We start from the raw sequence: 25765 nt of genomic DNA, 5'->3' as shown, positions 1-25765 counted from the left end.
CGCTAAGGAGGCGAAAGGTAATGCATAGAAAAAAAGTTCTTCTGGTAGTTATGGCAGTTGCCATGCTTTTTCTCCTTGCATCCTGCATCAACTTAGAAAACGTGCAGCGGGTCAACTATGCTCTGCGGGTTGCAGAGGAAGGAGGCGTCAAGGAAGGGTATCTCAACGTTGAGTTCACCCAAATCGATGAGGAAAACTATCAAGTCAAGCTGGATTTCGCACTGGGGGAGGAAAGCTTTTCTTCCACCTCTAAAGTGAAAGCAGACGATATTCAGGGTTCACTCTTTCCGCTTATGCTCTCCAACCCCTCCATCGCTCAGACACTGGGTGTCCTCTCGGCTGCACAGGTTTTTCTGGCTCCGGCTTTTCTGGGTGGAGGAGAACTCAGCGAAGGCTTCGAGTGGAAGCAGAAAGACGAAGAGGGAGAAACGGAAATCATCGTCCCTGCCTCAGAAACTCGCTTTGGGAAAGAGGCCTTATGGGTAGAAGCCAGAAAGGACGGAAAGCTGGTTGCCCGTATTCTCTTTGAAAAAGAAACCTCCTTCCCCTTAGTAGTCGATTTTCAGGATCCGGAACAGCTGGAAAGCGGCCAGAACCGCTTCTACATCGAAGCAGAAGAAGTAACCTGGCGATAAAAAGCTGAGGGCTGCACTCTACAAACAGTACGGCCCTCGGCTTCAATACCCACCCGATACGGTGAGCACCTGACCGGTTATGTAATCGGCTTCCTCCTCAGCAAAAAAGAGCACTGCTCGGGCGATATCTTCGGGTCTCCCTAACCTTCCTACCGGTATCTTGCGCAAAAGCTCAGGCAGTTTTTCAGGAGGAGTTACTGAATGCAGGAGCTCGGTGTCGATTTTGCTGGGTGCAACCACGTTGACGGTTATGCCAAACGGTGCACACTCCCGCGCCAGAGCCAGGCACATGGCAATGACGCCCCCTTTAGAGGCCGCATAGTGGATGCCCGAAGTTCCACCGGTTATCCCGGAAGTGGAGGAAATGGCGATGATTCTCCCCCAGCGCTTCTCAATCAGGTATGGAAGCAGCGCGCGGACGCAGAGGTACACCCCTTTAAGATTAACGGCAATCATCCTGTCCCAAGAGAGCTCCTCAAGATTCCAAGCCCCGGAGTACGCAGTATCTCCCACCCCGGCATTGGCAACCAGGATGTCGGGTATGCCCAGCTTTTCCTGAACCTTGCTCACCATCCTCTCTATCTGAGAAGAATCAGAAACATCAGCCTGAACCGCCAGAGCAACACCACCCTGCTTTTCTATTTCTGCCACCACCGCCTCAGCCCGTTCGCGGTTTTTTCGGTAATTTACTGCCACCTTCGCTCCAGCTCGAGCCAGAGCAAGGGCACAGGCCCTACCAATTCCCCGGCTTGCCCCGGTAACCAGTGCCACATGAGCGGAAAGGTTTCCCACCCTGTAACCTCCTCTCAGCGAGCAACGAGTTCTGAAATCATCTGCAAAACGCCCTCTTTTATATACTCGACCGCAATGGCGGCCAGTAAAAGCCCCATCACTCTGGAAAGCACTTCAATTATCCGCTCACCCAGCAGGCGGCTCAGATGGTTGGCAAAGTACAAAATCAGCCAGGTCAAAGCGAGAGCGGAAACCATGGCCAGAAAGGGAATCAGGTATCCATGCTTTTGAGAAAGAATAATGATTGAGGTGATGGCACCTGGACCACAGAGAAGCGGGGTACCGATGACAATAGCCGCAACCTTGGTGTCCGCTCCCCTTTTGGAAAACTCAAGCCCCAGTATCTCCTCAACACCCAGAAGAAGCAAGATGACACCACCAGCCACCATGAAGCTTGAAAAGGAAATGCCCAAAAGCGCAAAAAGGCTTTTCCCAATGAAAAGGAAAACAAAAAGCAGGATAAAAGCCACACTTACCGCCAAGAAAGCTTGAGCGGAACGCTCCCGGGCTTCCATGTTTTTGGTGAGCGCTATGAAAACCACAGCCCCCAGAAAAGGGTCGAGGATGAAAGTCAAAAGCAAAAAGGACTTCACAAAGTCGTAAAGCATCGCGCATACCCCTCCCTATTATAGCCGGGCAGAGGGCCAGCGGGAAAGTAAAAAGGAAGAAAAAAGAGCAATCCAGCAATCGGACTACTCGAAAGCGAACCTATTCAAATTCCTCCATTTCCAAACACCAGACACCGGGCAGCTCCTCAGCAAACTCTAAAAAAGCATCGACCACCTGCGCATCATAAAGTTTACCCCGGTTATTCAGGAATTCGGCTACAATTTCTTCCTTAGGAAGCAAAGGTCGATACGCCCGATGGGAAGACATGGCCTCGGCAACATCTGCCACAGCCAGGATTCTGGCCTCAAGAGAAATCTCCTCTCTACGGAGACCCTGGGGATAGCCCGAGCCATCGATGCGTTCGTGATGCTCAAGGATAACCTTGGCAACGTCCTCAAGAAAATGCACCCGGCTCACTATCTCATACCCCAGCGCAGGATGCGTCTTAATCATCTCAAACTCCAGAGAGCTCAAAGGCACTGGCTTGTTGAGAATATCGATGGGAATGCCAATTTTCCCGACATCGTGCAAAAGACCGGCCACCCGAATTTTCTCAATTAGCTCCTCAGAAAGCCCCATCTTCTTGGCAATGGCACAAGCAATACCAGAAACTCTTCTTTGGTGGCCGGCAGTGTAAGGATCTCTCACTTCAACCAAGTAAGAAATAACCTCTATGGTTTCTTGCAGAGCCTCCTCCAGAGCTTCACGATAACCCATAGTTTGTAGGCCGTGGTTCAGGATGCGTGAAAACCTCCTCAAGATTTTTACTTTTTCCCCATTCAAAACCTCGGTCTTCAAAACATTCGCAAAATCCGGAATTTCTCCTTCCTTGTGAATCAGCACCTCTGGATAGCCTTTTTCTCTGAGCATTTCAGCAAATCTTTCCAAGAACTCATCCCGACTCCTTACGCCCAGTATCCTCTTGCTGTGAACCTTCGAAAATAATTTCAAAAGCCCGTAAGCCCTTTTCACTGCCGTCACATCACGCATGGTCAAAATGAACTTCTCATCACCCGGAAGTTGACTTGCGCAGAGAATTACCTCCTTAACCCTCCCTTTTCGATCTTCGATGCGGGCGGCGCAACCCGAAGTCAATCTGGAAGAGCCGCTTAAATGCGCTTCCAGGCGTTGCTTCAATTTCTCAAGGTCCTCTTTTGGGGAAAGAAAGCTCATCCAGCTCCGCTTGCCAATCACTTCCTCATGGGACCAGCCGATGAGTTTCTCCATCCTCCAGTTGAGGTCCACCACCAGGTCGCCTTCAACCAGAAAAGCAGGGAGACCCAGGTCATCGAGAACTGTAAGATAAGGACTCCTTTCCTGCGAAAAACTCAAGAGCATCCTCCCCTTCCTGTAAAACCCAGTTCACTTTCAGGGTCCTGACTGCCTTTTCAGAGGTTACAGGCAGGCACTCCTGCCTTTTGCCTGTAAAACCTGAAACAATGCCTTACATCTCTAAAAATCAATGCTACCAGAAGAGCATGAATTCGGCAATTGGGGATACTACCTGAAATGAAAAAGGCGCCCTTTAAGGCGCCTTTTTTTAATCCTTCGCTATCTCTTTATACCCCGCAACGTCGCAAAGCTTGAGCTTACGCAGTTTTTCGGCAAATTCTTCTTTTTCTTTTTCTGCCTTGAAGTAGTCCGCTTTGCTTACCAAGTCCTCATCAACCGCAACACCGAAGCGCACAAGGAGCTTGAGAAAGTGAGGAGCGGTTGCTACTCCCCCAACGCACCTCGAAGCAATCTGGAAAGCGCGTCTTTTTGGAGCTTTTGATAGGCAACTCGTACTTTCTTCTCCGCTTCTTCATCGCTCACCCAGATACCAGCTTTAACACAAGCGCTTTTGAGATACTCTATTGCTTCTTTGAGCTTTTCCACTCCCTTTTTCTCTGGGTAGTAATCCTCTGCCCAGAGGACGGCTTCTTCAGCAATCTGGATCAAGCGCTGGTATTTCTGGAACTTGATTTTGTCAATCCCTAAACGAGCGAAGATGTAGCTTAAAACCGCAGGTAAAACCAGGATCAAAATATCAGTAATTGCTTTTTGTGCGTCCATAAACGACCACCCCTTTTTGTGTTCTCAAAGAATGTGCAGGGTGGGCGACGGGGAGAAACCACACAAGGTTCCAAGTTGCATATCTCACTTCTTGATTTCCTCGAACAAGGGCAAAGCCTTTTGAGAACCTAAGAACTCTTCTATTCTTTTTCGAGCGAGATCTACATATGCTTTATTTATCTCATATCCAACATAAAACCTTTTAGCTTTTAAAGCTGCAATCGCTGTTTGCCCACTACCTATAAACGGATCTAAAATTACTTCGCCCTCAAATGTGTAAAGTTGAATACAACGATAAGGAAGCTCCACCGGGAAAGGAGCTGGGTGTCCAATTTTTTTGGCTGATTCCGCATGAAACTTCCAGACACTTTTTGTAAGTTCAAGAAACTCTTCTTTTGTGATTGTGCTTTTTCTTTTTTTGGGGTTCTTTCGGGTAAATGTATCTTTAGAAAAGACTAAAATGTACTCATGAATATCTCTTAATGTGGGATTCGCTGCTGATAACCAACTTCCCCAAGCGGTCGACGGGCTGGCACTGGAGGCCTTATCCCATATAATTTCCCCTCTCATAAAAAAGCCTATTTCTATCATGTCCTCAATAATGTAGCAGTGCAAAGGAATATATGGTTTTCTTCCCAGGTTGGCTACGTTTATACAGGCTCTCCCGCCGGGTACCAACACACGGTAAACCTCTTTCCATACCCGTTTTAAAAACTCTCTGTACTCCTTTATAGTGAGGTCTTCATCGTATTCTTTCCCTACATTGTAGGGAGGAGAAGTAACCATAAGATGAACGCTATTATCTGGTAGTTCTTCCATGCCTTCACTGCTTTTGCAAAATATTTGATTTAGAACTCCCTTGGGTATTTCTGATTCTGTATATTTGACTTTCTTTTCTTTAGGAAAATTCTTGTACAAGTTGCTTGAGTAAAAGGGAGTTGAATCGTGGTTAATTCTTCCTGGCACTCCAAAAGAACTTGTTTTTGTTCCTTTTCTGTGTTTTTCATTTTTCATTTTCATTACCCCTTAATAGCCTTAGGAAAGCTTCTGCCTTTTTTTCGTAAGTTTGTTCGTTGTTGGCTTTCTCTATAATCTCTCCTAATTCTCCTTTAGTTTTCATCCCAGAAAAGAACTCTTGTTTTACAAGAAGCAGGGTAGTTAGTTCCTTTTTCAGTTCTTCATAGGTATCAAATCTTAGGAAGCCCCTTTTAGGGGTTGATTTAATGTTGCTCTCGCTGTTATGGTTATCCAGGGGTTGTGGATTAACAGAATAAAAACCCTGAATAATTCCTGATTTTTTCAAGGTATCAACTTTTTCATAGTAACTTTTTGTTATTGGAGTATTGCCCAAAACAATGATGGGAATTTTCGCTGACTTAAAACTAAAAACCCGGATGTTTATGCTTTTTCCGATGGCTTTTAACATTGTGTCTGATCTTAATAATCCAGGATTACCCTGGTGTGTGGTGTAATCTCCTACGACTTTCAGTGTTTTCTTAGTGGGCTCGTATTCCCAATTCCACACTATTGACATTTTTACTTCCACTATCATCAGAATGTCGTCGGGTTTTTGCTTCTGTTCTTTAGTTTTACATATGGCCACATCTGCTGGAGATCTCACCGACAACCCTATATCCTCACAGATTACACCTTGTACTGCAAATGCTTTTCCTTTTCCTGTCACTTCTTCTAAAACTTTTTCTAAAACTTTCTTGGTCCATTTTTCTGTGAAGTCTCCGATGAAAGCGTTTCTGCTCTGAAGCGTGGCCTTGATTCCCTTATAATTTTTGGGCCAATATGCCAAGTATTTTCCATCCTCAGTTACATAAAAAAGCTGTTCCGGAGTAGCTTTTTTTAGCGTTTCCAGAAAAAATTCTCTTTCTACGTCTTTGCTCCAAAGTTCCATGGCGCTTGTCGCTTTATCCTCCTCTTTCAGCCAATTGTTTATGGCGTATTTTAAGGTTCCCCATGCTTGGTCATTTTAGGTTAAAAGTTCTCATTACAAAAACATACTTATTTTTGTAGTTACAGGTTATAAACACTTAACCAACTTAACTATGGGAAAAGTGAGCAACCTACAAAAACATCGCTCATAAGAAGAATACCAACAGGTAAAAGAAAGTGCAAGAAGTTGGAAAAGTAATCACCAAGATAGCAAGAAAATATACTAAGATAGTTATTGAAAAAGACCACTTGCAGGTTATACCTGCCGAACTTCTAAACCATCTTAAGACCTAACAGGAGGGGATGTGAGGATGTCTTTCGAAAGCTTGGATCGCTCTGCTTCACAGTATGTTATAAACCTCATCGATAACGGCATTTCTGAAGGAAAGACGCTGGATTATAAGAAAGAACTTCACCTTGACAAACCCAGCGAAAAAAAAGAGTTTCTTGCCGATGTTTCTTCTTTTGCCAATACTGAAGGCGGATGGCTCATTTTTGGTGTTGAAGAAGAGGGAGGGAAACCCAAAAAAGTATGTGGCATTGAGGTGGATGATGAAGATGAGCTAAAGCAAAAAATAAATAATTTACTTCTAACCGGTGTTGAAACCAAAATCACGGGAGTAACCTCCAACTTTGTTACCTATAAAGGGAAACGCATTCTTGCGCTGCACATTCCCAGGAGCTACCTGAAACCACACCGTGTGACCCTGGAAAAAGATTATAGATTTTACGCTCGCAATGATAGCGGCAAATACCTCATGGATGTTGATGAACTGCGCCTGGCTTTCACTGCTTCCGAGCAGTGGGCAGACAGAATACGGAGATTTCGCGAAGAGCGCCTTGCCACGCTCCTTGGGGGAGACTATCCCTCTCCCCTCTTTAAATTTTCACCCCCCTGGTACACCCTACATATTGTCTCTTATGGCGCTTTTTCTCCCGGGAGAAATTATCCCTTACCAGACTTTTATAAGCACTCGGACCTTATGGGATTGGTGTATAATTATTTTCCTAATTACTCTCCCAATGCCGATGGAGCAATTCTCTGGCGCAAGCAAGAAAACATGTGCGAATACCTCCAACTTTTTCGAAACGGGGTGGTCGAGTTTCTGGGGAATGAATGCTTCGAGACTACTAATTCAGGTTTAGAACTTCATCTCAATTGCTTTGAGGAAACAATCCTTGAATACCTGAAAATGGGGGTCCCTCTTTTGCAACAGTTGGGAGTGGAATCCCCCCTTGCAGTTTTCATCACTTTATGCGGCGTGCGAGGATGCAGAATACATCAGGGGCTTTTAGAGCATCTCAAAAGAAATCCCGAATTTCTTATACGGAAGGAAATTGGGGCTGGTGCGATTACCCGGGAAGTGCTCTTCATTCCTGAAGTTGTCATAGAAAACTACGCTTCCTTAGAACCTGATAAACTTCTCAGGCCTTGTTTTGATGTACTGTGGAATGCTTTTGGGTTTCCGGGGTCTCCCAATTATGACCAAGATGGAAAACGGAAAATAAAAGGAATTTAACAACTTTTTGCCCCCAGGTAACTGCTTATTTTGGACACTCAAAGCTTTTGCTACATGAGGAAACAGGAGGGAAGGAGTTAACCTTGCACATTTTACCTTCGCTCCTTAAGCCACCTTTTGAGCTCTTTCTCGGTGAGGCCTAATTTTTGAAAAACGAAATCTTTTACCCTCCTGGCTGTACCAAAACACTCCTTTGCACCTCACAGAGCCTTCACTTCTCTGAGTGCTGTTTTGGTCACCGAGTGAACATACCCCTCGAACTTTTTCAACTGCCGCGGTGCACGGATCAGGATATCGCAAGGAATTAACATTTCCGAAAGAAAAGCAGTCCCCGGCAACAGAAAGCCTCAAGCTAAGTATTCATCCTTAACTTCGATACCTGCCTGTTCCAGCGCTTCCTTCAGCTTATCTTCATATTCGGTAGCCGAAATCTTCCCACCGCTTACCCGCAGGGTGATTTCCAAGCTGCACTTTTCAAAGCGCTCGCGCAGATAGTTGATAATCCTAGCCACCGTCGAGAGATTACCGGGTGATACCTTAAGGCTCAGGGCAATTTCTGAATATTCCCGAAGAGCTGACGGTGTCTCGGCAGGAGCTCCCGACTGAGGCGATGATTCAGTGTGCGGTGTTGAGGCCTTTTCCGTTCCTTCGCTACCTTGAGGTATACTACCACCTACAGCGCCTGACTCCACTTGCTCTTTTTTTTCTTTCACACACAAATCAGGCTTTACAATCACTTCCTCATCGGTGAAGCTCACCTCCGGCACTTCTCCAATGCAGATATCTTCAAGCCCCTGGTTGCCAAGAGAATTCAGGTCAATTGCGTTCATTCTTCAAACATCCTTTTAAAATACTCTGCTGTGTTTTGGTAATCTTTCTGTCTTTCAGGATCTTCAATATCAAGCGACCATTTCAGCGGATCGTTTATTACATATTTCCTGATTCTTTCTAATTCCCTTTCATTGCGAATGATACGTTCGTAATAATTGCGTTGCCATAGGGGTTCACCAGGCGTTTTTCGCAATTCATTTATTTGTTTTGTGGCGGTGGATTTGAACAGCCGAACTATGGTGGGTATTGAATTGGATGTTGGTTTTCCAAATCGTTCCACTGTAGGGGCACGTTGCAACGTGCCCCTACAATCGGTATCAACAATTACCAAGATACCGTGCAAATGGTTGGGCATCAATACAAATTCATCAACAACGATATTGGGCCGGATAATGGAGGTTCGCAACCATTCATTTTTTACAATCACTCCCCATGCACTCAAAAGCATTTCACCATTAACAATGCTTCCAAACAAACACTCACGATTCTTTGTGCAGATGGTGATAAAATAGGCGCCTGCTTGAGAATAATCGTAATCTTTCAATCGGATAGAACGGCGGTGGTGAATATCAGGATGGTATCTCATCTTTCCATTCCCTTGTTGGGGTGGGGTAATTCCTGGATTGCCTCGACGATGAGTTTACTCGGTTTCAATTTCTCCTTTGTGTTTCTTTCAGTATTTCTTCTATTCCTTGCAAAGTCTCCATGCTGACACCTCCACCAGCGGGAACTCGGAAAAAGATACTCCTATACCTATTCCAACATGTCTTTCGGTGTGCCAGCCCACATAAGCTTCATTCTTTTGCGCTCAAAGAAGCTGCAAGAAGCACCAGTTTACATCGCAAAGCATCAATTTCATACCCTCAGCAAGTAACTTAACCTGTTGTAGGTGCATCACTTAAAATCTTCTCTCTTCTCGCCACAGCGCAAGAGCCCAGAAATGAAAAGCCCTGGGTACAAATCGCTGATGCGCCGCCTCAAGCGAATGCGGAATAAGGAGAGGAAGGGAAAAGGCGCAGTTAAGGCTTAAAGAACGCGGGAGCTATAATTTTTCTATGCACTTTTCAACTCCTTTATCAAGGGTAAAGATTGCATATTTTCTGCTATAGGCACAGAGAAGGCAATCAACAAAGTCCAGGTTTTTGGATTTGAAAATGGGCAATGCCTCAAGCACCACATCCTTATCCTGAATCCTTACTCCCTTCATCTTCGAAAACTCCTCCAGAACTTCTGCTATCTCCTCTCTTTTCACATTGTAAAGACCTCGAAGGACATAGATGACTTCTGCGATAACCGACTGTAAAAAGAGAGCCTTTTTCAAGCCAGAAAACACCTCGTCAAAGAACTCCTCTGCCTTTTTATAAAGCTTTGGGTCGTCTTTCAAAAGATAGCGAAGGATCACATTAGCATCAACGATTACTGTGTTTCTCTCTGAAGGCATTGTTCACAGCCTCTTTTTCCATTTTCAGGATCTCTTCTATGGGTTTATCTTTCAGGGCGTAGCGATGGAAAATACCACCAATTTTTTTCACCGGCTTGATGATCACTTTTTCTTCTTGCATCTCGATTTCCACCAGGTCGGTTCCAAGTTTTTTGCGAAACTCCACTGGGATAGTAATCTGCCCTTTTCTGGTAATTTTAGCAGTTTTCATCTTACTCACCTCTTGAGTATTACCTAACAATAGAGTAAAGCGTAAAAAGAGCTTTGTCAAATAACCTTCTGCTTTAGCCAGAGGGAAAAGCAATCCGAAAGAGCAAAATGGCTGACATTGTCATAACAAGGCGGGTTGGTGGAAAACGGACCCGAAGGAGTTTCCGAAAATAGAGCAGGTCTTTCGCCGAGGCCTTTTTAGTACCAGAAGGGAATAATCCTTTTCTTACCCACAACTCCCTTTGCGCTCATATCCAAGCTTTAGTAGAAAATTTTCCACCGCAGAGATAAATTCTTCAGCATTTTTCAACACTTCTTCTGCGTCTTCCTTACCCTGGAACAGGAAAACATCATAATCCCCTTTCTCTCTTTCCCGAAAAGCATTGAGCAGATATCCGTGGTACTTTTCTTCAAATTCTCCTGTCTTGACAAATTCTTTCCCAAACCCAGAGATAGCCGCAGAATGTTTTTTAAAAATCTTTGGTGAGGAGAACCGCCTCTGCGGAATAAAACATTGCATAGTAGGCACGTGAAACAGCAAAGTCGTAATAACCCTTAGAAAACAGTTCTTTTGCCGCATCCAAGCTTCTTTGGGCTTTGTGCAACAGAGCCTTTACTTCTTCAGAATATTTCACACTCTTATCCCTTCCTCTTTGACATTCAAAAGAAATGGCGTGTTAAATCGCTCAAAGATTTCCACCGGATAATCAATACAGGCAATGGTTACATCGTTTTCAAGGGAAAATCTGCTTATGACCTCATCCATTTTCCTTTTTTCTTCCCGAGAAAGCTCACCCTTTACAAGAAGCAAAAGGTCAATGTCTGAGAATGCACCTTCTTCTTTTCTTGCATAAGACCCAAAAAGTATCAATTCCTGAAACTTCTCACCCAAAACCTTTATGATCTCCTGCTTCAAATCCCTCAGAACCTTTTGTAGTTCAGTCATTCTTCTTCCCCCGTCATTCCACGGGCAGAACCTCAAGAAAGCGTGAGAGGGTCTTTAAAACTTGCCCCACCATACCCTCACTTCTTCCGGCTTTAGAAAAGCCCTCAGCCCACCCGGCAAAAAGCACCCTGCAAAGGAGGCAACACAAAATCCCTCTACATTGTAAAGCATTGGTGAGGAGAAACTCAATTATTCGCCAGTAAACAGCCGTGAGCCGGCTGCTTTGCGAATCCAAAACTATGAAAGACGGTTTAAACTCACCGTAGGACACAACGCAGACACACCCCCGGGGTTTTCCCGGGGGCGCTGTTTCAGGAAGCAGGTGGTGGGATAACCGGCTCAGGAAGGGGCAACTGCAACCAGGCTTCGATATCCTTTTCATCAGCATCCCAGCGATAGGCAACCTCCAGGTTGTCCTTGCTGATGAGCTGAGTGGGAGCCCAGTAAAAGTGTCCGGGCTCAATTTCGCCTTTGATAACTCCCAGCAGTATGCGCAGGGCCATGACCGAAGCAATGGAAGGAGGATTGGCATTGGTAAGCTGCAGCTTGCCTTCCCGGATAAGATCCAGGCCGTATGGAGCGCCGTTTTGAGAAACGATTTTTACCTGATCTAACTTACCCAGCCGCTCCAGAGCGTTGGCGGCCCCAACTGCCATGTCCTCATTCTGCACGAAGAGTCCCACCAGGTCCGGGTGAGCAGTGATGATGTTAGTTGCCGCCTCATAGGCTTTCTGGCGGTTCCACTCTGCCGATACCTGAGCCACCACTTTCAGGTTGGGATTCTTAGCCAGGCCTTCTTTAAAGCCTTCACTGTATGCCTCAGCATCACCCCGACCCAGGGTGCCCTCAATGATGGCTACCTTGCCGCTTTCAAGGTTTTCAGCCATCCATTCACCCAGAGGTCTGGCAAACGCTTTGAGGTCAATTTGCATGAACCCGGCCGACTTGGGAAGCAAGTCAGGATGATACCCGTACTGGAAGAAAATGGGGACACCAGCCTTGCTGGCAGCATCCACGGCTGCTCGCTCCGAAGAGAGCGACACGGCGTAAATAAGGATTCCATCTACTCCTCGAGAGATGGCATCCTGAACGTTGGCAAGCTCCTGAGCGGGATCCAGGTTGGAGGTATAAATGATCATCTTCACTCCCAGCATTTTTGCTGCCATCTCTGCCGCCTGAGAACCATACTGGTAATAGGGTTCACCTGTGGCTCGAATGAACGCAATCTCCAGCTCTTCTTCAGCAACCGCCAGACCCCACACATCCAGCACCAGAAACATAATCAAAACCAAACTTAGAATACTCCTTTTCATGACCTTCTAACCTCCCTTCAAAAACTTTCTCTTTCTTCAAAAATGTGCTACATCAGACTCAAAAGCGCTCTATCACCTCCTTCACCGTGAACCCTGAAACATCACTGCCAGCACCATAATGGCACCCAAAACCACATTTTGAAAATTGGCGCTTATCCCCATCAGGTTGATGCTGTTTGATACCAATCCCAGAAGCAAAACTCCAAGCAACGTGCCCCACACGTTCCCCCGTCCCCCAAAAAGAGGGATTCCCCCAATGACCACCGCGGCAATGGAGCGCAGTTCATAACCCGTACCCATGGTAGGCAGGGCGGAATCCAGAATGGAACTCAGCATCAAGGCAGCAATACCTACAAAAAGCCCGTTCAAACCGTAGAGAAAAATCTTCACCCGTCCAACTCTGATTCCTGAGAGCCGACTGGCTTCCTGGTTACCACCCAGGGCGTAGGCGTATCTTCCCAAGGGGAAATAGGTTAGGAACAGGTGCACCACCAGGAGTAAAATCACGAAAAGGACCACCGGCATGGGGACTCGGAAAAGATCCCGTATGCCAAGCAGCTCATACAGTCCTCCCATACCGTTTATGGGACTACCCCGGCTGATAACGATGGCAATACCCTGCAAAAAAGTCATCATACCCAGAGTGAAAATGAAAGGATGAGCCCGCTCTAAAGAAGCCAGGAACCCGTTGAAAAGACCAAAAAGCACCGCTACCCCCAGACAGGTAATAATCCCGAAAAACAGAGAGGCACTGTGCATGATCACCAAGCCTCCCAGGTAGGCGCTGAGGGAGAGCAAACTCCCCACCGAAAGGTCCAGGTTCCCGGAAACAAGAAGAATGGTCGCTCCCAAGCTGACTACCCCCAGAACGGAAATCTGAAGCAGAATGTTCAGGAAGTTCTGTACGCTCAGAAAACGGGGATTTACAACCCCGGTAAACACAGCGATAACCACCAGTACTAAAAGTAATACCTGACGACCACGCAAGGCTACACCTTTCATCGTTCACCCTCCCAGCATGAGTCGGAGCAATTCCTGAGGCGTCGTCTGCTCAGGTCGGTCAATTTCCTGCACCACCTTCCCCCGGTGAAAAACCAAAATGCGATCGGTTACCGTGATCAGCTCGTCAAAGTCCGAAGAGAAAAGGAGAATACTCTTCCCCAGCGACCTTGCCTGAAGCAGGAGATGATGGACTTCCGCCCGGGCCTCCACGTCAATCCCCTGGGTGGGATCTTCAAGCAGCCAGCACCAGGCATCGGAAAACAGAGCTCGAGCCAGGAGTACTTTACGCTGGTTTCCTCCGCTCAAAATTGCCACTTCTGCCCGCTCACCGGGGACAGCAATGTTCAGGACATGGACGTATTCCTGACCCACAGCACGCTCTCTGCCCGGGTGAATAAATCCTCTCCACAAAACCTTCCTCAAACGAGAAAGGGTGATGTTTTGAGTAAACCCCAGGGGAAGCACCAACCCTTCCCGGCGCATGTCCTCAGGCATAAAAAAGATTCCCAGCTCAACTGCGTCGGTAACCTGATAAAGCTTGAAGACCTTGCCCTGGATGGTAACTTTTCCCTCGCTCCATTTATGGAGACCCGCCAGAGCACGCAGCACACTGCGACATCCCGAACCTGTAACCCCCAGAAAACCCACGATTTCACCTCTGCGCAGGAGAAAGGAAACTCCCTGGAAGTTTTTCCCGTCTCCCAGGTTCTCCACTTCAAGTACCACTTCCCGGGGTGGACTTTTCTCTCCCGTGGGCTTTCGAGCCAGCCGATGCCCAGCCATCTTTTCTACCAGCGCCTCTTTATCCACCTCGCCACTTTGGAAAGTGCCTACCTTCTGGCCATCCCGGAGCACGGTAACCTTCTGAGCTATGGTCAGCACCTCCTCCAGGTGATGGGAAATATAGAGAATGGCCATGCCCTGTTCCCGCAGACGGTTGACGAAGTCAAAGAAAAACTGGACCTGCTCTCTGGAAAGTGCTGCAGTTGGTTCATCAAGAAGAATCACTCGGGTCTTCTCCTGCAAAACCTTTAAGATGGCCACTTCCTGCCTTTCAGCAACGGAAAGGCTCTCCACTTTCGCCCGAGGGTCCAGCGAAAGGCCGAAAAGGTCAATAACCCGCTGGGCTTCAGCAAACAGCTTTCCAAAATCCACCCAGCCGCCCCTGGCTCGCCACTCTCTCCCCAGAAAAAGGTTCTCAGCTACGGTCAAACCAGGAATCAACTGCTGCTCCTGGTAGACGGTGGCAATACCCAGACTCCGGGCCAGGTAGGTCTTGAGGTCTCTGAGGTGATTCCTCTTTTTGGGGTCTGGGTTTCGGGTGTGAGCGTTTCTCAGGATACCCTGGACACCCTCCCAGTTTCCCTCCTGGAGAGTTCGGTGGAGTTCAGGAAAAAGATGGGGACAGTGGGCAAAGGTTCCTTGAACATACTGCAGGAGATGGAAGCGATCCAGGACAAAGATGCTTTTGGGGAGGATTTCACGGCCTTTCTGCATCCAGGAAGTTCCATCTCCACAGAGGAAAATGCACTCCCAACGGTCCAGGTCATCATGTTCCTCCAGGTACTCGAAGACCTCGAACCAGGGGTTTTCGGTGTCCTCATAGAGACCAGCAAAGGAGTGAGGGTGGCGGAGCTTGGTCCTTTCCCCATCTTGCACCTTTCCCTCATGGACATAGACGAGTTTGGCAAAGAGGCGTCTTGTTTCTTTGCTTCTGGGTATTCCTGATGCTTCTTTTTTCCTGCTGGGGACATGGTCCTCATCGGCTTCGATGAAGAGGTAGGGGCAAGACCTGCGAGAGACTTTTCCTCTTCCCCTCTCTGGGAAGGGGAGGTATCGGTCGCTTCCTCAAGGAGCAAAGCTTCAGGCAGGGGATTGATACGCCGTTCCTTCTTTCACCCTGTAGAAGAGTCAAGGAGGTGGATGTACTTTTGAGTTCCTCTCTTCCCATAGTAGGTCCGCTGGTAGGTCACATCCCCAAAGGGGGTGAGGATGGTCCTTTTGTCCTTGCGCACCACCTCGAAGCTCTCTTTCTCCTTCTATCCTCTCTAATTTCCTGGTCTTTGGTGTCCAGGACCACCTTGAGGATTTCCCTTCCCACACCGTGCATGGTCTCCCAGAGGTCCTCTCCGAATTCCTGGAAGGTCACCCCCTCCTCCAGAAAGTGGTCCACTGTTTCCAGCATCCTCTGACATCCTTTGAGAATATGCTGTACCATATCCATGGACCTCACCTCCAGAGAAGTGTGTTGTTACACAGACAAGGTTTATACCACACTGGACGGTGAGGTCCTTTGTGTTTCTTTGAGACGCCTACAATGAACTTACATCACCTCTTTCCTCCTCCAGGTTGGGGTGGTAAAATACTCTTGAGGAGGGAAGGATGTGTTCACTCCCATTCTGAAAAGAACTTTATCTCTACTTACCGGGATTTTTGCTTTTCTGGTTCTTCTTGGGTTTTCCTCTGTTTTTGGGAAAGAAACAGACTTCTTGCAAATTCTCTACAAATGGGAACCACTGCAGGAATCTGACGGAGTGTCACGCATCATCGCTAATGCCTCCCACACCCCCACCAGTGGCCCTTTTCAGGATGGAAACCTTCTGGCTTTTGTAGTGCGGAAGAACGTTCTTGTGGTCGTTGACTGTGCGACTCAAAAGGTTATCTGCGAGAAGGCATTTCCTGAACAGTGCATCCTTCATGGTCTGTGTGAGGGATATGTCTTTTACTACGCTGGCGAAGCCGTAGACACGCAGGTACTCTCCCTTGAAACACAAAAAGAGAAAGTATTCCCTGGAAACCTGGTCCTGGTTGCCGAGGGTGGATTTTTGGTAACCAACGACCGGGGCGTAGTTCACGTCTTCGATGTAGAAACGGAAGAATGCCTTCTAAGTGAGCCCGTTCCTGGAGGAGGACAGCCAGTAATTGCCTTTGGGAAGGTAATCCTTGTGCCCACCCAGGATGCACAACGGAATTTCGGCGGATATCTCGGTTTCCTTCCTCAGGATCGCAAGCGCTTCCCCATTACCCACCTCTCCCCAGGAGTGCGGTTCTTTTTCCCCGAACGAAGTGGTCACACCTGGGAGAGCCGGAATTCCATTCCGAGCACATTCCTCCCCATTCTTTGCCAGGAGAGGGATGCAGTGTTCCTGGAATTCCTCGATGAAGCTGGTGAAATGGTGCAACGGTTCCCTCTTCCAGATATCGTCCCTGCCCCACGTATTGTTCCTTCACCGCTTCATTTTTTCGATGCATTTTCTGGCAAGATGCTCCTCGCTATCGAGGATGAAACTGAGACGTTCCATTTTTTTATTGCCGATACCAGAGAACCACCAATTTCCCTGGGCCAATTTACGCCTCGTGGTAAAACCACGCTCTATGGTGCTTTCCTGGATGACGACACCGTAATCATCGTCGAGGAAAAGGGTCCTAAGGAAACCGTTCTCCATGCATTTTCCCCCGATGGAAGGCGAGTTACCGAAAAAACCCTCTGGCCCCCGGGATTGAGCGCGAGAAGGTGCCGGGTGGTGGGCGGAAAAGAACTCCTTGCTACCCAGGGACATCTCCTGCTGCGCTATGCTCTTCCTCCGGGAGAACTCACCGGGGTCTTCGTCTTCCCCGAAGGATATGATCCGAGTGAAAGGGTCCTCGTTCTCCGAGATAAGGGATGCACCTTCCTCAGTAATCGCTTCGAACGGGACGAAGGAATCGAAAACCCGATGCTGGTCGCTTTCGATATTTCTGGCCCAGGCTGGCCCCTCCCCATAGAACTCGTAGAAGTGTCTCCTCATGGGGAAAGTCTTTCCGAGGTTTTTGAAGATTTACCCACCGAGCTTCGTTTTCACACCCTCCCGGAACTCGAGAAACTCCTCTCGGTGAGTGTGAAGGAGGTCTCTATCACCAAAGAGGAGGAACGCCTTACCTTTACCTGGCTTACCCCCAAACTCCAGGATAGCACCCCCAAGGTGACCACGGTCACCGCCTCCTTGGGGCCGGCTCAAAGAACTTTCGCCATGACCGTTATTCCCTTTCCCAATCCTCTTTACCTTGAAGTTCAGACGTATCCCGAAGGGGAACACCTCGTAGCCAACTGGACGCTCAGGAACAACGCTCCGGTGGATATCGACGATTTACGTTTCAACCTTGAAACTAAGAACCTCCAGTTTGTTAGCGGTGATCCATTGCCAGAACGGATTGCCAAAAAAGAAGTAATCCATGGAAAAATCTTTTTCAAATACCTCCCGAGCACACCAGAGTGCCAACCCCTGTGGAATGGCTATACCTTCTTGGTTTCTGGCACACTCCGGGTCACCTCCCGCCGCGGTACTGCCGAGGCTTCCTTTGACACTCCGTACACCGTGCACCCGGAATATGCTTTCGAAATCCAGATCCAGCAGGATCCTGAGCGGCCATGGTCGTACCTCTTCGCTGATGATATCCTCCGGCACCTCCAGGTCTTCGATGCCGCAGGAAACAATATTACCGGGAATTTAACCTTAGAAAAACGCGATGACTACGTGGTACGGATACAGGGAGTCGCTCCCGGTTTTCCAAGTACATCCCTTCCGCTTCGCCTTATCTGGGAGCAGGACTGGCGGATTTTCGAATTCCAGGCAAGGTTGGGGAGTCCAAAAACACGGATCGTTGCTCCACTCCTTCGAGGGAGCTGGGATATCTCCTTTGCTTTTCCTGGGAATACCATCCAGCAAGTAGTGGAACCTTGGAGATTCACTCCACCCCGGTTCACCCTGACCCTCCCGCCCAACGCCCATCCGGTAGCAGACTTCCTCATTTCCGAAGATGAAATGCACTATTTCAGGAGCGTGGCATTTGATGGAAGCGCTTCCTCCGACCCTGATGGGGTGATCATCAAGTACGAGTGGTCCTGGCCTGGTTCAGCCATAATTGAAGCACGAGAATTTGCCCATTTCTTTTCTGTGCCTCAGATCATGCCGGTGACTCTTAAGGTTACCGATGACCGTTGGCAAACGACAAGTGTCACGAAAGAAGTGGCTGTGGACCAAAGACGAACTATTGGCGGCAGGCGCCTCACCATTCCTCCTGCCTTTGCGCGACAAAACTCCGCCACCTACGAAGTGGAGGTTTTGACTGGAGACCTGGAAAATGCTGGTACCGATGCCCAGGTGTTCCTTGCTCTCTATGAACCCGAGGAGCGGGAAGGTGTACGGTACGGCTCAGGGGTTATGCGGCTCTTCCATAGCGGTAACCCCTTTGAACGAGGACGGCGGGATATCTTTTCAGTTACCGGACGGGCTATCGAAAACCTCGACCACATCGTCCTTCTCCATGACAATTCCGGAAATAAACCCGGCTGGTTTGTCTTAGGACTTAAGGTGAAAGACACCCGCTCGGGGACCGAATGGGTATTCCTTCCCAACCGGTGGCTGGCTCTTGATACAGGGGATAGAAAAACCTATGGGAAGTTCACCCCAGTAACCGACCTTTACCCTGCTGGCATTTTTGCAGAAGGTGAGCGAAAATCCCTCAACCTCGTCGAAGCAAGTGACACGGTTTTCATCCTTCCCGAGGACTGTACCCGTTTTTACTTCACCTGCCTCGATGGCCAGAGGGATATGGAAGTGTTCCGTCAGGATGGCCGCTTCCTCGGTCGACAATCGGCCAATCCTGCCTGGAGGAAACGGGAGCCACCGTACCTTCCCGAAGATGAATGGGGAGTAGCCTTTGAAGCCGCAACCCTCACCCGTCCAGAACGGTTCCTCATAAGAACCCGCAAGGGAACCGAGGTCAGGGAGAAAACCGTCTGGGTTTTTCCTGCAAACTGGGCCAATTACAAAAACGAAGCACTCCAGGCAGTGGTCTTATCCGCCCTCAAAGGGAAAACCGAGGTCTTCCTGTGTGGGAAAACCGTTCGAGAATACTTGGCCGGACTAAACCCCGATGTGGTGAATGCTTCCCTACCGGTGATCGATTATGGCGTGAGTGCTTTCTCCATTTTCGGTGTTTCTCCGGATGATTACCTCACTGATGCCCTTTCTGAAGGACTTGGAGATTACCTTACCAACCAGAAAAGCCTTATCCAGCAATTTGGTTTTACCCTGGGACTGGCTTCAAGCACCGTTGACCTCCTCGATTACCTCTATGACGCTCTCAACTGGTCGGTGCAACTCCCTGGAGTGGTATCGGGTTCAGTCGCGCAAGCATATAAAGTTATTCTCCTTCAGGAACTCGGTCAAAACGACCCAACCCTTCGGCAGATAACTCTCCTCCTTGAGCGAAGTAAAACTCTGGTGGAGGAAATCATCGGTTGTTTCGAATCTAACGACCCAGATTCCTGCAAAGGGAAGCTTGCCACTCTGAGAACACTGACAGTGGGAAACAACCCCTTTAGTCCCACCCTTTCTGACCACGCTATGAATTATGAAGCCCTGGGAGTTACTGACTGTGAACCCGTAAGGCCTGATTATCCGCTAGCTATTCTCCTTTCTCTTGCCGCAAGCAATGTCAAAAACTGGCGAGAGAACGGCCATTCCATCTATAGGCAGGATGCTCTTCTCAACATCCTTCCCCATGACCCAGTTACCGATACCAATGCTGCTCTTGATGTCTACGAACCGCTCCTCCAGACCATCATTCAAACTGGAAGCATTCTCATTAACGTATGCCTTCTCAGCGGAACATAGCCTTTTTTGTGGGAAATCCTACCCAAGTTGATACACCTCTGGTAAAACTCCCTATACGGCAATAACCTGGATACGGGTCATCTCGCAAAAATCAAGGATAGCCAGGTAAGGCTCCTTTCCATACCTCAGGCACGCCCGAGCTCCTTCACCCCACCTTGCAAATGGTCCAAACCGCCAGCCTTTCAGCACTCCCCCCAGTGAGAATTTCCTGAACTTACTAGTTGAGAGGCTTCAAATTTACACAAAACCCGAATTCTTTTTTCAGAAACACGTATTTTGTGGTGGCATATTCTATTTTGTGTTACGGCAACTCCCAAAGGGCAACAAAACCTCTTCTCTGAAAAACGAGTCTTAACTCCTTTTCTAATCCTTTGAGTTTCTCATCCCAAAATTTCTTTTAACAATTTGAATCCTAAGAATCCTTGATGAAATAGCCAGCCGGGAGTCATTCTTATACTTCTCTCCATGCCCTTGGGCACACATCGAAACTATCTGACCTTCCATCCCCTATCCTTGACAAGAGCTCAGAGGCTAAAATTTTGCGAGGGCGGAAGAGAAAACCTCACCGGTCTTTCCTCATAAACCGTTTCTTCGTCGAAAGGGTGTCAGAGGATTTCTAACATTCTCCTTGTCCAAGCCACAATTGCCGTGTTGCACCCCTCCAAAAGGCACTTTCGGTAATAAAGCCGAAGATACGGAGAAAAGCGCTGAGCCGATCAGGAAAGCTCCACCATCGCCCCTCTCGGCCACGTATATTACCCTGCTTGACGAGACGACCAGATACGCCCTACCTCCTGGAGCGTAGTGCTGAGAACTCAACCCATATAGGAAGCCTATTTTTCAGACCGACCGCACTGTTTCACCCGATCAATCTCTAAACTGTAACCTTGGCCAAAATGGAATCCAATCTCCAACTTCCCATCCTCAGTTCATAAACCTATCATCTCCCTCTCTACCTCCTTAGCACCAAGACTCAAGACCTCCAATAACTTCAAACCCTGAGCCAGAAGATGACCTTCCCCCAGTTGAGTGGAGGCAAAGAAAAGGAGAGCATCATGAACTGGAGGTGTCAGAAAATGGAAAGAAGAAAGTATGACCGAGAGTGAAGCTCAAAATTTTGCGCCTTGTTCAAGAAAGGAAGTAGAGTGTAGCACAGGTTTCGCCAGGGACTTTGGTATTGGGGAAAGTCTTATCTATACGTGGAAAAGGACTTTCCGAGAAGAACCACAGGACCCTTTTCCTGGAAAGGGAAACCTTCGAAAGGATGAGGCCTATGTGCGCTAATGAGAAAAAGAGCTCAAAAGGGTTGCTGAAGAAAAAGACTATCAAAAAAGCGCGTGAACTTTTCTCAAAGACACCAAAATGAAATTCTCTTTTCTGGATACCCACCGCTACCTTTTCGGTGGAGAGGTTGAGTCAAAGTCTTGCAGGTTAGGGTAGAGGGGGTATTACGCCTTTTTGAAGGAGCGGCGAATCGAAGGAAGCTAAAGCCAATCGAGAACTCCTTACGGCCACCACGAAGGCTTTTGAGGGAAGGAAAAGTATGTATGGGAGTCCCAGGATGACTGCTTTCCTCAAGAAGAAGGGCTATAGGTGGGGAGAAACCGGATAATTCGACTGATAAGGAAGTATGACTATGCAACACGAACTCGGAAGCGGTATCGGGTCACCACCAATTCGGCTCATGCCTTCAAGAAAGCTCCCAATCCGGTACACCAGGGATTCCAGGCTGAGAGACCAGATTCTATTGCTGTTTCGATATCACCTCTATCCCCAGGAAAGATGGGTGGCTGTATCTTTCGGTCATCATGGACCTCTACTCCCAGAAAGTGGGAGGCTGAGATGCCAACGAGAGACTGAACCAGGAATTCCTCCTTTGGGTCCTTCAAAAGCTTTGGAACGGAGAAAGCCGGCTTGTCCCCTTCCCCATCACCCCATCAGGGGATTCAGTATAGTTATCCAGTATCCGAGGATTGCCACAAGACACGGGGTGATCCCCAGCATGAGCAGAAAAGGAAACCGTTCCGATAATGCGGTGATGGAATCATTCTTTAAGACCCTAAAGACCGAACTCATCGGAAGAAAATACAAGACCCAAGAAGAAGTAAAACTGAGTCTCTTTGTCTCCATTGAGGGATTCTATAACTCAGAAAGACTATTCCACACTGGGGTAGAGGAGAAAAGAGGAATTTGAAAGACAATACGAGTTAGAGTAAAATAACAGTGCTTCCACCTTTTGGGGGAAGTCCAGTATGATGCAGAGTAAGAATGTGCAGACAAAGGAGGGCGAGGAATGAGATACGTTTCCCTTGTTCTTGTGCTTTTTGGGTTCCTTGCAGGAGGTATGGCCCTCGCATCGTCTCAGGATGTTGTCATCATTGACGATCCATCCTTTGTTCGCCTCATCGCTCATCCAAACCCAGACTATCGCCTCATGTGGGCCACAGACTACGTTCTTGAGGTCCAAGCCATGGACCCGGCAAAACCCGTGGAGGTTTCCTATCTTCTCCTCGATTCTTCGGGGACGCCCGAGTCACAGACTTCAGGCGTGGAGGTGCGGGGGAACGATTTCATCGCTGGATGGGACCCTGGGAAGCAGTATTACTTTCATACTGAAGTTGGGGGATGGGCCCGTCCGGAATTTGCTGCGAATCCTCAGTATTTCCCTTTTCCTCACTACCGAACCCTTCTCCTGGTTCTTGCCCGCTATGAGAAAATATACGCTGTTTTCCTGCGAGAGAACGATGGGCAGGTGACGTTTCAGGCCCTTCAAGGTGGACCTTTCCAGGGCCTTGAGGTCCCCGGACTCGGGAGAGTGACCATGCGAGATGGGCAGTTCGAGATTCTCTCTTTCGGGGAGCCGATTGAGGTTGGCCTCTGGGCCAAGGGAAGGTACCTTCATGACGAGGTGGCGGGTTTCTCTCATCCAGAGTTTGCCCAAAACCCAAAGTACTACCCGATTCCACACTATGGACTCTTTATGCTCATGATTGCCCGGTATGGCAAGATTGGGGTCATTATCGGAAATGAGAACGACGGGAGAATTGGGACTATCGTGCTTTCTGGGTCCCGGGTTCTTGGGGAAGAAACGATTCCGGGTCTCTGTACTGTCCGGGGTCTCTCGGGATCTCGCATTCTCGTGAGAGCGCTGGGGGGACCCGTGGAGGTCACCCATTTCGGCTTTGACAACACCTGTTATCAGTGGGAGGTGGGGGGATGGGCCCGTCCCGGGTTCCAGGAAAATCCCCAGGTGCTTCCCCTCAGGCACTACACCCCGGGCTTCTTTACCCTCAGTCGGTACAATAGAATCGGGGTCTTCTTCTACAACGAGAATGATGGAATCCTTGGAGTCCTCCCCGTACAGGGAGTCGGGAACCCCAAAGAACCTCCCGCTTTCTAGTCTCCAGAGTTTGCCTTTCGACTCCTTGGAGAAGTTGCTGAAAGGGAGAAAGGGAACATCCTCCCCTCCCCCTACAGTCCCGTTGAGTCATTTTCCATGATCCTTGGAGGTGCCCGTGGTGAAACGGAGAGAGTCCTATTCTCTGTCCTCGGCCTTGAGGGATGCTCGGGCAAAGATGCAGATCGAGAGTGGGCGAAACTCCGGGAGGCCCTCAAAGCCCTGGACAAGGACTTGGAATCTCCTTTGAGGTCGCCAATGTTCTCTGGGGGCAACGAGGCATAGCGTTTCGTGATGAGTTCCTTAAAGAGAGCGAGGCCCCTTTTGGGGCACGTCGGGACGAGAGTAAAGACCCTTTTGTGCGCGAGGACAGTGCCGAAGCTCTGGGCAAAATCGGAAACCCCAGAGCAATACAACCTTTGATCGAAGTTTCCGGAAAATGAATACCGAAAATTCCGACCTCTGGTGGAAGGCTTCCTGAGCCCTTTTACACACCAAGGATTCTGCGGTGGTGGAAGTCTTTTGTGAAGCGCTGCAGCACGATATTCCTCAAGTGCGGATGGGTGCGGCCTATACCCCGGGAGAAATCGGCGATATCCGGGCCGCGGAACCCCTTCCTGTGACCCTTCGGGGAGAAAACCTTGGCCTGGAAAAGACCGCCGCCTGGGTCCTGAGTCAAATTGGTGGTCCAAGAGTACCTGAGGTCCTGTGTGAAGCACTATCGCAAAAAGACATCGTCATCATCGCCGGGGCATACGAGTTTTTGTCGTTCACTGTCCACCAGGTGTGGAGGAAAATCTACTTGAAGTTCTCGACCACTTCGAGGAAGACGAAATGGCCGAACTGTTGCTCCGGTCGGAAAATCCAATTCTTCGCGGAGGCGCCAGACAGTGGGCCAGAAAGCGAAATCATGAATTACTACTGGACACATTCAGTCAGAACGGGGATGACTGAAACAATATAGGCAAAGACCTGGACCAAGAAGGCATACCAAAAGGTTTCCCCACATCCTCTAAACCATTTGGTAAACCCGGTTACCCTTTCTTTTCCCGGCAAGAATCCCTTCTTCGCGCCGGCTCCTTTTTCCCATACAAACCCACCAACTGGGCCTGAGCCAGAACGTGCTGGTCCATTCCCTTGAAAAGTCTTTTGCGAGTCATTTTCGGATCCGGCCTGACCATGGTACCCAGAGCAAAGATTCTGAAACAGTAGCGGTGGGTGCCAAAGGGTGGCTTTGGTCCCATAGAGGCATTCTGGCGGAAAAAGTTTCAACTCTGGACTGTTCCATCAGGGAGAAACTTTTCCTCAGGAATCCTTTCTGGTAAATCCCGTTTTTCGGGAGGAATATTATAAAGAACCAATGGGTAATGACCCCAACAAATGGGACGTCCAGGCCTTCGACGAGGATGGCAAAGGACCTGGTCTCTCGGGGAGGGTTTTTCCAGTGCAAAGAAACTCTATACCTATCAATCTCCCGTTTTTCATTCTTTCAAACAGCGATGATCGACCGGTAAACCCTATTATCGCCCTTACCCTCCGAAAAGACAATATTCACGATGGACTGGAGCTATGGTCGCAGAAGTTCCAAGACGTAGTCAGCCGGTACATTCGAATTTTTCCTGATGGAAAAATAAAAAGCGGGAGAAGACATCTTCTCCCGCTTGACTGGCCCTACTTCAAACCGAGTTTATCTTCTTCCGCCGTTACCACCCTGCTGGCCGGACTGGTTCCGGTTATTCTGGCCCCACTGGTTACCGCTTCCATCCTGGGGGCCACTCTGGCGACCCTGGCCGGGGGCGTTCCCGTTACCATTGCCATTCCCTCCGTTCTGCAGGGTGACCCGATTCCGGTTCTGATACTGGTTGCCCGATTGAGGCCCAGATGTTCCACTCCAGACCGGTTTCCCGTTGGCATCGCGCAGGGTCAGGGTTACGGCGTTACCATCCTGACTTTTGCTCACACTGTAAGCGACCAGAACATTTTCACCGGTCCGTTCCCCCACGATGGTGACCTCGTCATCAGCCTTTATAGAGAAATCGTCCACAAACCATGCCGGACCGAGTTCCACCGTGAGAACCTCCTCACCTACCTGAAGGCGTAAACTGGTATTCGGGGGAGTAAGGTCAACCGCAAGGACCTTGCCGGCAATCAACTCGGTTTTTCCGGTGAGATTCTGCCCCCAGTTGTTCTGTGCCAGTGCCAAAGCCGAAAACCCCAGCACCAAAAGACCGGTTAACACCATTCCCAGAAAAAGATTTTTCCGCATCGCTACCACCTCTTTCTTGATTTTACGAATATCCTACCAGCAAGGTTCGACTAAAAAATGGATAACTTACGGCAAAATTGTGAAAATTACCAGATCCATTTCGGCACAACAAAGAATCCGGTTAAAAAAAATTTTATCTCCCCTT

The 25765-nt window shown here is 48.6% G+C and carries 31 protein-coding genes and 2 pseudogenes; 8 read left to right on the top strand and 25 right to left on the bottom strand.

Annotated features, from left to right (window positions below; translation table 11 throughout):
- Window positions 1-20: 20 nt before the first annotated feature.
- Complete coding sequence (locus ACKTT1_RS02785) at window positions 21-635, top strand: hypothetical protein (RefSeq protein WP_412710109.1); 615 nt, start codon at window positions 21-23, stop codon at window positions 633-635.
- A gap of 42 nt (window positions 636-677) precedes the next feature.
- On the opposite strand, the gene ACKTT1_RS02780 is transcribed toward ACKTT1_RS02785, so the two are convergent.
- From ACKTT1_RS02780 to ACKTT1_RS02750, 7 genes are all read right to left on the bottom strand, one after another.
- On the bottom strand, window positions 678-1427 hold the full coding sequence (locus tag ACKTT1_RS02780) for an SDR family NAD(P)-dependent oxidoreductase (protein ID WP_412710108.1): 750 nt from the start codon (window positions 1425-1427) through the stop codon (window positions 678-680).
- Between the two features lie 14 nt (window positions 1428-1441).
- Complete coding sequence (locus ACKTT1_RS02775) at window positions 1442-2035, bottom strand: MarC family protein (RefSeq protein ID WP_369017673.1); 594 nt, start codon at window positions 2033-2035, stop codon at window positions 1442-1444.
- 100 nt (window positions 2036-2135) lie between these two features.
- A complete protein-coding gene (locus ACKTT1_RS02770; RefSeq protein ID WP_369017674.1) occupies window positions 2136-3368 on the bottom strand; it encodes an HD domain-containing phosphohydrolase in 1233 nt (410 codons plus the stop codon).
- Between the two features lie 208 nt (window positions 3369-3576).
- Window positions 3577-3723, bottom strand: coding sequence for a hypothetical protein (locus ACKTT1_RS02765; protein ID WP_412710107.1), 147 nt, complete (start codon window positions 3721-3723; stop codon window positions 3577-3579).
- A 29-nt stretch (window positions 3724-3752) separates the two neighbouring features.
- On the bottom strand, window positions 3753-4091 hold the full coding sequence (locus ACKTT1_RS02760) for a phage holin, LLH family (protein WP_412710106.1): 339 nt from the start codon (window positions 4089-4091) through the stop codon (window positions 3753-3755).
- A gap of 84 nt (window positions 4092-4175) precedes the next feature.
- On the bottom strand, window positions 4176-5105 hold the full coding sequence (locus ACKTT1_RS02755; protein ID WP_412710105.1) for a DNA-methyltransferase: 930 nt from the start codon (window positions 5103-5105) through the stop codon (window positions 4176-4178).
- Window positions 5095-5997, bottom strand: coding sequence for a hypothetical protein (locus tag ACKTT1_RS02750; RefSeq protein WP_412710104.1), 903 nt, complete (start codon window positions 5995-5997; stop codon window positions 5095-5097). The genes ACKTT1_RS02755 and ACKTT1_RS02750 overlap by 11 nt, the downstream gene beginning before the upstream one ends.
- Window positions 5998-6346: 349 nt before the next feature.
- Here ACKTT1_RS02750 and ACKTT1_RS02745 point away from each other — a divergent pair, with 349 nt between their 5' ends.
- Window positions 6347-7555 (top strand): helix-turn-helix domain-containing protein, encoded by a 1209-nt coding sequence (locus tag ACKTT1_RS02745; protein ID WP_412710103.1) that lies wholly within the window; start codon window positions 6347-6349, stop codon window positions 7553-7555.
- 347 nt (window positions 7556-7902) lie between these two features.
- On the opposite strand, the gene ACKTT1_RS02740 is transcribed toward ACKTT1_RS02745, so the two are convergent.
- The 13 genes and pseudogenes from ACKTT1_RS02740 to ACKTT1_RS02680 all read right to left on the bottom strand — a co-directional run bounded on the left by ACKTT1_RS02740 (window position 7903) and on the right by ACKTT1_RS02680 (window position 15522).
- Window positions 7903-8385: a hypothetical protein gene (locus tag ACKTT1_RS02740; RefSeq protein ID WP_412710102.1), complete on the bottom strand. Its 483-nt coding sequence runs from the start codon at window positions 8383-8385 to the stop codon at window positions 7903-7905.
- Entirely contained in the window at window positions 8382-8930 is a 549-nt protein-coding gene (locus ACKTT1_RS02735; protein ID WP_412710101.1) for a transposase, read from the bottom strand. Before ACKTT1_RS02735 ends, ACKTT1_RS02740 begins: the two co-directional genes overlap by 4 nt.
- 498 nt (window positions 8931-9428) lie before the next feature.
- Entirely contained in the window at window positions 9429-9827 is a 399-nt protein-coding gene (locus tag ACKTT1_RS02730) for a PIN domain-containing protein (RefSeq protein ID WP_412710100.1), read from the bottom strand.
- On the bottom strand, window positions 9796-10038 hold the full coding sequence (locus ACKTT1_RS02725; RefSeq protein WP_369017689.1) for an AbrB/MazE/SpoVT family DNA-binding domain-containing protein: 243 nt from the start codon (window positions 10036-10038) through the stop codon (window positions 9796-9798). The genes ACKTT1_RS02730 and ACKTT1_RS02725 overlap by 32 nt, the downstream gene beginning before the upstream one ends.
- A gap of 225 nt (window positions 10039-10263) precedes the next feature.
- Window positions 10264-10557, bottom strand: a complete 294-nt coding sequence (locus ACKTT1_RS02720; protein ID WP_369017690.1) for a HEPN domain-containing protein — start codon at window positions 10555-10557, stop codon at window positions 10264-10266.
- The gene (locus ACKTT1_RS02715; protein WP_412710099.1) at window positions 10508-10672 is read right to left on the bottom strand and encodes a HEPN domain-containing protein; all 165 of its coding nucleotides are present in this window, start codon (window positions 10670-10672) and stop codon (window positions 10508-10510) included. Before ACKTT1_RS02715 ends, ACKTT1_RS02720 begins: the two co-directional genes overlap by 50 nt.
- Window positions 10669-10983: a nucleotidyltransferase family protein gene (locus ACKTT1_RS02710; protein ID WP_369017692.1), complete on the bottom strand. Its 315-nt coding sequence runs from the start codon at window positions 10981-10983 to the stop codon at window positions 10669-10671. The genes ACKTT1_RS02715 and ACKTT1_RS02710 overlap by 4 nt, the downstream gene beginning before the upstream one ends.
- 311 nt (window positions 10984-11294) lie before the next feature.
- Entirely contained in the window at window positions 11295-12296 is a 1002-nt protein-coding gene (locus ACKTT1_RS02705) for a sugar ABC transporter substrate-binding protein (protein ID WP_369017693.1), read from the bottom strand.
- A gap of 81 nt (window positions 12297-12377) precedes the next feature.
- On the bottom strand, window positions 12378-13298 hold the full coding sequence (locus ACKTT1_RS02700) for an ABC transporter permease (protein WP_412710098.1): 921 nt from the start codon (window positions 13296-13298) through the stop codon (window positions 12378-12380).
- Between the two features lie 3 nt (window positions 13299-13301).
- A complete protein-coding gene (locus ACKTT1_RS02695; RefSeq protein WP_412710541.1) occupies window positions 13302-14081 on the bottom strand; it encodes an ATP-binding cassette domain-containing protein in 780 nt (259 codons plus the stop codon).
- Between the two features lie 210 nt (window positions 14082-14291).
- Window positions 14292-15107 (bottom strand): annotated as a pseudogene (locus tag ACKTT1_RS02690) (UPF0236 family transposase-like protein); the annotation flags it as partial.
- 86 nt (window positions 15108-15193) lie between these two features.
- The gene (locus ACKTT1_RS02685; protein WP_412710097.1) at window positions 15194-15313 is read right to left on the bottom strand and encodes a UPF0236 family transposase-like protein; all 120 of its coding nucleotides are present in this window, start codon (window positions 15311-15313) and stop codon (window positions 15194-15196) included.
- The gene (locus ACKTT1_RS02680) at window positions 15268-15522 is read right to left on the bottom strand and encodes a UPF0236 family transposase-like protein (RefSeq protein WP_369017696.1); all 255 of its coding nucleotides are present in this window, start codon (window positions 15520-15522) and stop codon (window positions 15268-15270) included. Before ACKTT1_RS02680 ends, ACKTT1_RS02685 begins: the two co-directional genes overlap by 46 nt.
- A 160-nt stretch (window positions 15523-15682) precedes the next feature.
- Between ACKTT1_RS02680 and ACKTT1_RS02675 the strand changes: the two genes are divergently transcribed.
- Window positions 15683-19957: a PLAT/LH2 domain-containing protein gene (locus tag ACKTT1_RS02675; RefSeq protein ID WP_412710096.1), complete on the top strand. Its 4275-nt coding sequence runs from the start codon at window positions 15683-15685 to the stop codon at window positions 19955-19957.
- Window positions 19958-20008: 51 nt separating this feature from the next.
- Here the strand turns inward: ACKTT1_RS02675 and ACKTT1_RS02670 are convergent, their stop codons facing one another.
- Both ACKTT1_RS02670 and ACKTT1_RS02665 read right to left on the bottom strand, forming a co-directional pair.
- Window positions 20009-20146 (bottom strand): hypothetical protein, encoded by a 138-nt coding sequence (locus ACKTT1_RS02670; protein ID WP_412710095.1) that lies wholly within the window; start codon window positions 20144-20146, stop codon window positions 20009-20011.
- Between the two features lie 1493 nt (window positions 20147-21639).
- On the bottom strand, window positions 21640-21846 hold the full coding sequence (locus ACKTT1_RS02665; RefSeq protein WP_412710094.1) for a hypothetical protein: 207 nt from the start codon (window positions 21844-21846) through the stop codon (window positions 21640-21642).
- A gap of 113 nt (window positions 21847-21959) precedes the next feature.
- Here ACKTT1_RS02665 and ACKTT1_RS02660 point away from each other — a divergent pair, with 113 nt between their 5' ends.
- The 5 genes and pseudogenes from ACKTT1_RS02660 to ACKTT1_RS02640 form a co-directional block, all read left to right on the top strand.
- On the top strand, window positions 21960-22151 hold the full coding sequence (locus tag ACKTT1_RS02660) for an IS3 family transposase (protein ID WP_369017700.1): 192 nt from the start codon (window positions 21960-21962) through the stop codon (window positions 22149-22151).
- 150 nt (window positions 22152-22301) lie between these two features.
- A complete protein-coding gene (locus tag ACKTT1_RS02655; protein ID WP_412710093.1) occupies window positions 22302-23357 on the top strand; it encodes a hypothetical protein in 1056 nt (351 codons plus the stop codon).
- 57 nt (window positions 23358-23414) lie between these two features.
- Window positions 23415-23639, top strand: coding sequence for a hypothetical protein (locus ACKTT1_RS02650; protein ID WP_412710540.1), 225 nt, complete (start codon window positions 23415-23417; stop codon window positions 23637-23639).
- Window positions 23546-23797, top strand: coding sequence for a hypothetical protein (locus tag ACKTT1_RS02645; RefSeq protein WP_412710092.1), 252 nt, complete (start codon window positions 23546-23548; stop codon window positions 23795-23797). Before ACKTT1_RS02650 ends, ACKTT1_RS02645 begins: the two co-directional genes overlap by 94 nt.
- Window positions 23798-23913: 116 nt before the next feature.
- Window positions 23914-24048, top strand: a pseudogene (locus ACKTT1_RS02640) (HEAT repeat domain-containing protein); the annotation flags it as partial.
- A 24-nt stretch (window positions 24049-24072) separates the two neighbouring features.
- Here the strand turns inward: ACKTT1_RS02640 and ACKTT1_RS02635 are convergent.
- The 3 genes from ACKTT1_RS02635 to ACKTT1_RS02625 form a co-directional block, all read right to left on the bottom strand.
- Complete coding sequence (locus tag ACKTT1_RS02635; RefSeq protein ID WP_412710592.1) at window positions 24073-24285, bottom strand: hypothetical protein; 213 nt, start codon at window positions 24283-24285, stop codon at window positions 24073-24075.
- Between the two features lie 103 nt (window positions 24286-24388).
- Complete coding sequence (locus tag ACKTT1_RS02630; protein WP_369017703.1) at window positions 24389-24598, bottom strand: hypothetical protein; 210 nt, start codon at window positions 24596-24598, stop codon at window positions 24389-24391.
- A gap of 443 nt (window positions 24599-25041) precedes the next feature.
- Window positions 25042-25620, bottom strand: coding sequence for a hypothetical protein (locus ACKTT1_RS02625; RefSeq protein ID WP_369017704.1), 579 nt, complete (start codon window positions 25618-25620; stop codon window positions 25042-25044).
- Window positions 25621-25765: the final 145 nt, after the last annotated feature.

Origin of the sequence: Atrimonas thermophila (genome assembly GCF_045864955.1) — a bacterium.
GTDB classification, from domain to species: domain Bacteria; phylum Atribacterota; class Atribacteria; order Atribacterales; family Thermatribacteraceae; genus Thermatribacter; species Thermatribacter velox.
Note: the sequence above shows the minus strand (reverse complement) of the source record. Positions and strands in the feature narration are given on the sequence as shown.